Source organism: Luteibacter sp. KNZ12-1A (assembly GCF_056755675.1).
The window spans coordinates 47202-55718 of record NZ_JBPGXU010000014.1 but is presented as its reverse complement, the minus strand read 5'-3'; the positions used below and the strand labels follow the sequence as shown (position 1 = coordinate 55718).

Annotated in this window: 9 protein-coding genes; 5 read left to right on the top strand and 4 right to left on the bottom strand. The window is 67.1% G+C overall.

Features of this window, described 5'->3' with window-relative positions; all coding sequences use genetic code 11:
* Positions 1-98 precede the first annotated feature (98 nt).
* The gene (recQ, locus tag ACR9ZJ_RS05425; RefSeq protein WP_481287098.1) at positions 99-1913 is read right to left on the bottom strand and encodes a DNA helicase RecQ; all 1815 of its coding nucleotides are present in this window, start codon (positions 1911-1913) and stop codon (positions 99-101) included.
* Between the two features lie 180 nt (positions 1914-2093).
* Here recQ and ACR9ZJ_RS05420 point away from each other — a divergent pair, with 180 nt between their 5' ends.
* A complete protein-coding gene (locus tag ACR9ZJ_RS05420) occupies positions 2094-2384 on the top strand; it encodes a hypothetical protein (RefSeq protein WP_481287097.1) in 291 nt (96 codons plus the stop codon).
* 13 nt (positions 2385-2397) lie between these two features.
* Here the strand turns inward: ACR9ZJ_RS05420 and ACR9ZJ_RS05415 are convergent, their stop codons facing one another.
* The gene (locus tag ACR9ZJ_RS05415) at positions 2398-2757 is read right to left on the bottom strand and encodes an MGMT family protein (RefSeq protein WP_481279509.1); all 360 of its coding nucleotides are present in this window, start codon (positions 2755-2757) and stop codon (positions 2398-2400) included.
* Between the two features lie 75 nt (positions 2758-2832).
* Here ACR9ZJ_RS05415 and ACR9ZJ_RS05410 point away from each other — a divergent pair, with 75 nt between their 5' ends.
* Entirely contained in the window at positions 2833-3237 is a 405-nt protein-coding gene (locus ACR9ZJ_RS05410) for a hypothetical protein (protein WP_481287096.1), read from the top strand.
* Positions 3238-3240: 3 nt separating this feature from the next.
* Here ACR9ZJ_RS05410 and ACR9ZJ_RS05405 read toward each other — a convergent pair whose 3' ends face one another.
* Positions 3241-4365, bottom strand: coding sequence for an inorganic phosphate transporter (locus ACR9ZJ_RS05405; protein ID WP_481287095.1), 1125 nt, complete (start codon positions 4363-4365; stop codon positions 3241-3243).
* A 13-nt stretch (positions 4366-4378) separates the two neighbouring features.
* Positions 4379-5008: a DUF47 domain-containing protein gene (locus ACR9ZJ_RS05400; RefSeq protein WP_306849739.1), complete on the bottom strand. Its 630-nt coding sequence runs from the start codon at positions 5006-5008 to the stop codon at positions 4379-4381.
* Positions 5009-5134: 126 nt separating this feature from the next.
* Here ACR9ZJ_RS05400 and ACR9ZJ_RS05395 point away from each other — a divergent pair, with 126 nt between their 5' ends.
* The 3 genes from ACR9ZJ_RS05395 (at position 5135) to ACR9ZJ_RS05385 (ending at position 8510) form a co-directional block, all read left to right on the top strand.
* Complete coding sequence (locus ACR9ZJ_RS05395) at positions 5135-6454, top strand: hemolysin family protein (RefSeq protein WP_481279506.1); 1320 nt, start codon at positions 5135-5137, stop codon at positions 6452-6454.
* Positions 6455-6509: 55 nt separating this feature from the next.
* Complete coding sequence (locus ACR9ZJ_RS05390; protein ID WP_426285446.1) at positions 6510-7118, top strand: exopolysaccharide biosynthesis protein; 609 nt, start codon at positions 6510-6512, stop codon at positions 7116-7118.
* 78 nt (positions 7119-7196) lie between these two features.
* Complete coding sequence (locus ACR9ZJ_RS05385) at positions 7197-8510, top strand: APC family permease (RefSeq protein WP_481287094.1); 1314 nt, start codon at positions 7197-7199, stop codon at positions 8508-8510.
* The last annotated feature ends 7 nt before the right edge of the window (positions 8511-8517 follow it).

Here is an 8517-nt window from a genome sequence, read left to right as displayed (position 1 = left end):
CGGGTGGGAGCGGACCCTGTCGGCGATCCCGCGTAAGCGGGCGGGGTTTCGGAAAGCACCCATCGCCGACTGGGTCGGCTCCCACCTGAAAGCTGCCGTCAACCCGCCGCCGTGAGCACTGCGAGGAAATCCTTGCCGTAGCGCTTGAGCTTGTTCTCGCCCACGCCACTGATCGAGGCCAGTTCCTCTTCGTTTCCCGGCAACGCGCGGAGCATGGCCAGCAACGTGGCATCGTGGAAGATCACGTAGGCCGGAACGCCGTGCTGCCTGGCCAGCTCGGCGCGTACGCGCCGCAGTTCTTCCCAGAGCGGCTGTTCGATCGCCTCGATACCGAGCGAACCGCCCGGCACGCTAGCCGGCGACCGCGTACCGCGGCGTCCCTTCGCCGGCCGCGCGTCCTCGCGCAACCACACCCGGCGCTCGCCTTTCAGCACCGGCCCACTGGTGGACGACAGGCGCAAGGTGCCGAAGCCCTCGGGATCCGCCTCGATCCATCCGGCCGCGAGCAACTGGCGAAACACCGAACGCCATTGCGTGGCATCCATGTCGGCACCGATGCCGAACACGGTGAGTTTGTCGTGGCCGAGTTCGCGCACGCGTTCGCCCGCTTCACCGCGCAGGATGTCGATGAGGTGCCCGGCGCCATAACGCTGTCCACTGCGGTAGATGCACGACATCGCTTTCTGCGCCGCCAGCGTGGCATCCCATGTCTTCGGCGGCACCAGGCAGTTGTCGCAGTTGCCGCAGGGCTCGGGATAGGTTTCGGCGAACGCTTCCAGCAACAGCTGTCGGCGGCAGCGCGTCGCCTCCGCATAGCCGAGCAACGAGTCGAGTTTCAAGCGCTCGATGCGCTTGCGGTCGTCGCCCGCTTCCGATTGCGAGATCATCTGGCTCATGGTGACGACGTCGCCCAGGCCGTAGACCATCCAGGCCTCGGCGGGGAGGCCGTCGCGGCCGGCACGCCCGGTTTCCTGGTAGTAACCCTCCATGCTGCGCGGCAGGTCGAGGTGGGCCACGAAGCGCACGTCGGGCTTGTCGATACCCATGCCGAAGGCGACGGTGGCGACCATCACCACGCCTTCCTCGCGAAGGAAGCGTTGCTGGTGCCGGGTTCGTGTCTCCGTGTCGAGACCGGCGTGGTAGGGCAAGGACTCGACGCCGGCCTCCATCAGCCATGCGGCGGTCTCGTCCACCTTGCGCCGGCTCAGGCAATAGACGATGCCGGCCTCGCCGCGGTGCGCGTCGAGGAAATCGAGCAGTTGCCGGCGTGCGTTCTGCCGCGGCGCCACGCGATAGCGAATGTTCGGACGGTCGAAACTCGAAACGAAGCGGCGCGCGTCGTGCAGGCCCAGCCGCTCGACGATTTCCTCGCGGGTACGCTCGTCGGCGGTCGCGGTGAGGGCGATGCGCGGCACGTCGGGGAATCGTTCGTGGAGGATCGCGAGCCCACGGTACTCGGGCCGGAAATCGTGTCCCCACTGAGAGACGCAATGGGCTTCGTCGATGGCGAACAGCGCGATGGGAATGCGCTCGAGCAGGCCGAGGAAACGCCCCGTGAGCAGGCGTTCGGGTGCCACGTAGAGCATGTCGAGTTCGCCGGCCAGGAGCAGTTCCTCGACCTCGCGCTGGGTCGCCGCGTCGAGGCTGGAATTGAGGTATCGCGCTTTCACGCCCGCTTCGGTCAGGGCATCGACCTGGTCCTGCATCAGGGCGATCAGCGGCGAGACGACGATTCCCGTGCCGTGGCGCATGAGGGCCGGAATCTGGAAGCAAAGCGACTTGCCCCCGCCCGTGGGCATGAGCACGAGCGCATCGCCTCCAGCGGCGACCTCGTCGACGATGGCCTGTTGCTGGCCGCGGAATCCGGGATAGCCGAATACGGAATGGAGAAGATCGAGGGCCTGGGACTGCATCCGTCCATGCTAACAAACCGGCACGACGTGCCGGCATAAGACGACAGCTGAACGGGATGTAGGCCTACACCGATTTGGGACGAAGGGTTGTTTTCTTTCCTTGCGAATCGGCAGGTAATGGGGCCGGGCATGCCGCCCCGCGACTCCATAGCGTTTCACGTCCTCAAGAGGGGGGATGTCATGAAGAAAGCGCTCGTTCCCGCAAGCCTGCTTGCAGGCGCCCTGCTTGTCGCCGCCTTGCCCACGTTCGCCGGGGGAGGCCGCATCGGCTTCCATGGCGCCATCGTCGAACCATCCTGCCCGGCAGGCGAGGGCAAGCTCGATTGTCCGGCGCGTCGCCAGGGCGACGCCATCATCCGCGTGCTCGATGCGCGCCAGGCGCGAGCCGACGCCAGGCTGTCGTTGTTCGACTACGCCCTGCGCCGCGATCCGTCACGGCCATGGCAGCTGGTCGAGGTCACCTACCGCTGATTCCGCGGACGGGTCATCCCCAGATGGCACGATCGAGGTCATGATCCAGGCCGAAGGCGCTCATGGGCACGCGTCCGTCCTTCACGACCACCCCTTCGGCCTTCAACCGCCGGCACTGTTCGCGATAGCTCCGCGTGCCGGCGGGAATCCCGATCTTGCCGTCGGCACGCAACACGCGATGCCATGGCAGATCGGGACGATTGGGCGCATCGCCGAGCACCCGGCCGATCAGACGGGCGCGTCCGGGATACCCGGCGCGAGCCGCGATGGCGCTGTAGCTGGCCACGCGGCCACGGGGAATGGCCGCGACCGCATCGATGATCCGCCGCGCCCGCTCCATGCGGGCCTCCTCATCGTCGAGTACATCGCTCATGGTCGTTTCGTGCATGTCCGGAACCTCCGTTGAGCGTACCATCGGAAGCCCTCGACGACGGACCAGCAGGCAGTCATGCGGCATTTCGAAGCGATTCGCTCCCACCTGGGCGGCATCCACAAGCTCCGCCAGAACGAGCCCTACATCATCAGCTTCGACCTCGAGCTGCCCGACGGGCGGCACCAGGGCATCTACCTCGCCGAACTCGAGGACGCCGACGGCCAGCGTTTCCTGCGCCTGTCGACGCCGATCGGTCCCCTGACCGGCGTGGATGCGCGGCGCTGCCTGCGCTTCAATTGGGAGCAGCGCACCGGATACCTGGCCGAAGCCGATCTCGACGGCTCGCCCTATCTGCACCTGTGCGAGAACCGCCCGTACGACTACCTGGACGAGCGCGAACTGGCCCGGCTGATCGAGGAACTGGGTGCCATCGGCGACCAGCTCGAGCAGGTCGTCAATGGCGAGGCCGACGCGCTGTAGGCCTTAGAACAGCAGGTGGCCCAGCTTGACCAGGCCGTAGCCGAGTCCTGCCGTGATGGGCAGGGTGAGGATCCATGCCCAGACCATGCGCTCGACCACCGACCAGCGGATGGCGTTGAAGCGCTTGGCCGCGCCCACGCCCATGATCGACGCGGAGACGTTGTGGGTGGTCGACACCGGGACGCCGAGCATCGAGGCGGTGAGGATCACCGCCGCGGAGCTGCCTTCGGCGGCGAAACCGTTGATGGGATGCAGCTTCACCATCTTGTGGCCGAGCGTCTTGATGATGCGCCAGCCGCCACCGGCGGTACCCCCAGCCATGGTCAGCGCGCAGACCACCTTCACCCAGACGGGAATCGGGAAGCCGCCGGCCGCGGCCGGGTCGTGCGGGATGCGCAGGAAATGTAAGAACGCGGGCAGGTGGTCGAACTGGCCGGCCGCCGTCGCGCCAGCCAGGGCCAGGGCGATGATGCCCATGCTCTTCTGCGCGTCGTTCATGCCATGGGACAAGCCCATGGCGCTGGCCGAGACGATCTGCGCCTTGCCGAAGAAGCTGTTCACGAAGGGCGTGCGGCCGAAGCGATGCAACCGGCCCTTGCGGCTGGAGAGGAAGCCCAGCAACGCATAGAGGCCCCCCATGATGGCAAATCCGATCACGAAGCCGAGGAAGGGCGAAACGATCATCGGCACGATGACCTTGGGCACCACGCCCTTGCCGAGCCACCAGTGCGCGCCACCCTGCCACCAGATGATCGAATGGAAGTTATCGCCGGCCGCGGCCAGCGCGGCACCGCACAGGCCACCGACCAGGGCGTGGCTGGAACTGGAAGGCAGGCCCAGCCACCAGGTGATCAGGTTCCAGATGGTGGCGCCGAGCAACGCGCTGATCAGCAGGTGCGAACCGACCTCGACCACGCCCGTGTCGATCAGGCCCGAGGCGATCGTCGCCGCCACCGCCGTGCCCCAGAGGGCGCCCGCCAGGTTGGTGACGGCGGCCAGCAGGACCGCCTGGCCTGGCGTGAGTACCTTGGTCGCGACCACGGTGGCGATGGAATTCGCCGTGTCGTGGAAGCCGTTGATATAGGTGAACGCGAGGGCGATCAGGACGACCGCGATGACCATGCTCATGGGCCGCCCGCCGTCAGGAGTTCTTGAGCACGATCGAATACACGACGTTGCCGACGTCCCGGCACTTGTCGACGGCCTTCTCGACCAGTTCGAAGAGGTCCTTGGCGAGGATGGCCCGGAGCGGATCGGAAGCTTCGGCGTAGAGGGTGCGATAGGGGTCGAGCAGCAGGCGGTCGGCCTCGGACTCCAGCGCCTGGAGCTGGTCGCGGAGCTTCTTCACCGGGTCGATCTTCAGGCCGTGGCGGAGCTGGCCGATCATCGCCACCACCACGTCGGCGGATCGCTCCAGCAGCGCCGCACGCTGGCTGAAATCGATGCCCTGCAGGCGCTCGGCGACGATCACGTAGCGTTCGGCGAACTTCTCGATGGTCTTGGGGATCTTGTACAGCGCCGAGTTCAGGGCCTCGATGTCCTCGCGATCCAGGGCGGTGACGAAGGTGTTCACCAGTTCCTCGCCGATCTGGCCGTGCAAGGCCTTCTCGCGGGCCCGCGCGGTGCTGAAGGCGGCCATCACCGGGGTACGGTCGGTCTGGGTGACCAGCTCGTGCATGGCCCGGGCGCTTTCCCGCGCGGCCTCCGCACTGGCTTCGAGCAGCCCATAGAACTTGTCGCCCTTACCGAAGATCGTCTGGAGTGAAAACATGGCGTCGCCTGGGGAACCTTGGGGATTTATGACGCTAATGTTACCGGACTGGGCCTAGCGGTGCCGTGGGCTTTCGCCGACGAACCTCCACGACCCGGCACGGCCCATCTGCTATATAAGCCCCCGATGCTCTCCGAACTCCTGCTGGTCCTCGTCCTGTCCCTCGGCAACGGCTTCTTCGCCCTGTCCGAGATGTCCGTCGTCGCGTCGCGCAAGAGCCGGCTCAAGCAACTGGCCAGGGACAGCCGGCGCGCCCGGGTGGCCCTGCAGCTGGCCGAATCGCCGGAGCGCTTCCTCTCCACGGTCCAGGTCGGCATGACCCTGATCATCCTGGTCACGGGTGCCGTGGCCGGCGACAGCCTGGGCGAGAAGTTCGCCGAACTGCTGCACGGCGGCGGGCCGCTCTGGCTGGAACCGTACGTGCGCGTGGTCGGCTGGCTGCTCGGTTTCCTGCTGATGTCCCTGGTCCAGATCGTCATCGGCGAACTCGTGCCCAAGCGCGCGGCCCTCTCCGCCCCCGAGCGCATCGCCTGCCAGATCGCCATGCCGATGCTGGTGATTTCGCGCATCACCCTGCCGATGGTCTGGCTGCTCAACCATCTGTCCACCGGCATCCTCCGCGTGCTCCGCCTGCACCGGACCAGCGCCAGCGCCGCCACGGAAGAGGAAATCCGCCTGCTCGTGGCGGAAAGCGCCGAGCAAGGCATCCTCGACAGCGACGAGCGCAACATGGTGAACCGCGTGCTGCGCCTGGGTGACCGCACGGTGGACTCGGTGATGACCCCGCGCATGAAGATCGCCTGGCTGGATGTCGCGGCCTCGCGAGAGGACAACCTGGAGGTACTGCGGGAGACGCAGTTCTCGCGCTACCCCGTCTACCGTCGTGACGAAAGCGAAGTGGTCGGCACGGTCGAGGTGAAGTCGCTCATCGGCTCACTCGAACGCGGCCAGGTCGATCTCTTCGCCCGCGTCGCCCGACCGCTGTTCGTACCGGCCACCGCCCGCGCCCTCGACCTGCTCGAAGCCTTCCGCGACGCCGACACCCAGCTCGCGCTGGCGGTGGACGAATACGGCGACATCGAAGGCCTGGTCACCTTGAACGACCTGCTCACCGCCGTGGTCGGCGCCACCGCCCCCGCGGCCGACGACGCCGGGCAGGCGGGGCCCATCGTGCGCCGCGACGATGGTAGCTGGCTGCTCGACGGCTCGCTGCCCGCCGACGACCTGCGCGAACTGCTCCAGCTGGACCGCCTGCCCAACGAGGAAGAACACGACTTCCGCACGGTGGCCGGCATGATCACCACGCAGTTCGGCCACATCCCCCAGGCTGGCGAATCCTTCACCTGGCAGGGCAACCGCTTCGAAGTGGTCGACATGGACGGTGCCCGCATCGACAAGGTGTTGGTCAGCACGGTGGGTGCCGAGGAGCCCGTTGCAGGCGAATGACGAAGGCGCGGTAACGTAAAGCGGCGGTTCAAGCGTCGACCGCGACAGTCGTTGCATGACCCCGACCGAACCGCGCGAAGACAAGACCGCCGCCCTGCTGAGGGCGGCGCTCATGTCCACCCCGGGCGAACGGATCACCATCGAGCAATTGCTCGAGCCACTCAGGCGCCGCGCCTTCGGCTTCCTCCTGCTCTTGCTCGCGATACCGAATTTCATCCCGGTGCCGCTGGGCATCGGCGGCATCATGGGCGTGCTCGTGGTCGCGCTCGGCCTGGAAATGCTGATCGGGCTGGAACATCCGTGGATTCCGGGCTTCCTTCGCCGGCGCACGATGTCGCGCGAGGGCCTGCTGCGTTTCCTCGACCGCATCGCGCCCATGACGCGCCGGCTGGAAAAAATCTGCCAGCCACGCCTGCAACGCCTCACGCAGCGCCCGTTCACCTTCGTCTCCGGCGCCATCATGATCCTCATCGGCATCCTGCTGGCCTTGCCGATTCCGTTCACCAACTACGTATTCGGCGGCATGCTGATCGCCTTCGCCTTCGCGCTGGTGGAACGCGACGGCGTGCTGCTGATCGTGGTCTGGGCCACGACGGTGGCGATCGTGATCGCCTCGGCCACCTTCAGCCGGGCCCTGGCCGATCTTTTCCGCCACATGTTCTAGGCGACGGGCGGCGCGCGGGCTTGCGGGAGCCGTGCCGCGCGGGCGATCCTGCGCGCTTTACCCAGGCGACGACGATCCATGGAAAATCCCGGCTACGCCCGCCGCCTCACCCTCATGGACGCCGCGCTCATCGTCGTGGGCGGGATCATCGGTGGCGGCATCTTCCTCAATCCCGGCATCGTCGCGCAGCGCACCGGCTCCGGCTGGGTGCTGCTGGGACTCTGGGTCGCCGGTGGCCTGCTGACCCTGATCGGCTGCCTCTGCTACGCCGAACTGGGCGCGCGGCGGCCGGAGGCGGGCGGCAGCTATGTGTACCTGCGCGAGGCCTTCGGGCGGCTGGCCGGATTCCTGTTCGGATGGACCATGCTGCTGGTGATCTACAGCGGCAGCAGCGCGGCCGTGGCGACCATCTTCGGCAGCTACGCCACATCCGTGTTCGGCCTTTCGCCCGGCCTGATCAAACCGCTCGCCATCGGCGCGCTCGTCTTCGTCACGGGGCTCAACCTCTTTGGCATCCGCTTCGGCGCCCAGGTACAGAACGTCTTCGCGATACTGAAGCTCACCGCCATCGTCGTGCTGGTGGTCACCGGCGTCGCTTTCGCGGGAGCCGGCACCACCCAGGCGCTGGGGGCGAGCCCGACCCAGGTGACCGGCAGCCTCGCCGGTGCCCTGCTGCCGGTATTGTTCGCCTTCTCCGGCTTCAGCTACCTCAACAACCTCGCCGGCGAAGTCCGCGATCCGCAGCGCACGCTGCCGCGAGCGTTGATCGTGGGCATGCTGGTGGTGATCGCCGCCTACGTGCTGACCAACTACGCCTACCTCGCCGTGCTCGGCCACGACGGGCTCGCGGCCAGCCAGGCACCGGCAGCCGATGTGATGAGCCGCGTGTTCGGCACCGCCGGCGCGAAGCTGATCGCCATCGGCATCGCCATCTCCACGCTCGGTTTCTGCAACATCACCCTCGTCGCCGGCGCCCGCGTCCTCCAGGTGATGGGCCAGGACGGCCTTTTCTTCTCCAGCGTGGCCAGGCTGCACCCGCGCTATCGCACTCCGAACATCGCGCTGATGATGCTTTCGGCGTGGGCCATCGTGCTCGTCTGGATCGCCAACTACGGGCAGCTGCTGGATTTCGCCGCGTTCGGCGACTGGGCCGCCTACGCGGTCACCATCGCCACGCTGTTCTGGTACCGGCGGCATGCCCAGGGCCGGCCCGCGTTCGCCACGCCCGCCTATCCCTTGCTACCGCTGGTCTTCCTCGCCACCGTGATCGGCGTGGTCGTGGCGTACGCCTGGGACAAGCCACTCAGTGCCGGCGTGGTCTGCCTCGTGGTGCTGTCGGGACTGCCCGTCTACGCGGTGTGGCGACGGCTGTTCAGTAAAGTCGCTCGCTGAACCATGG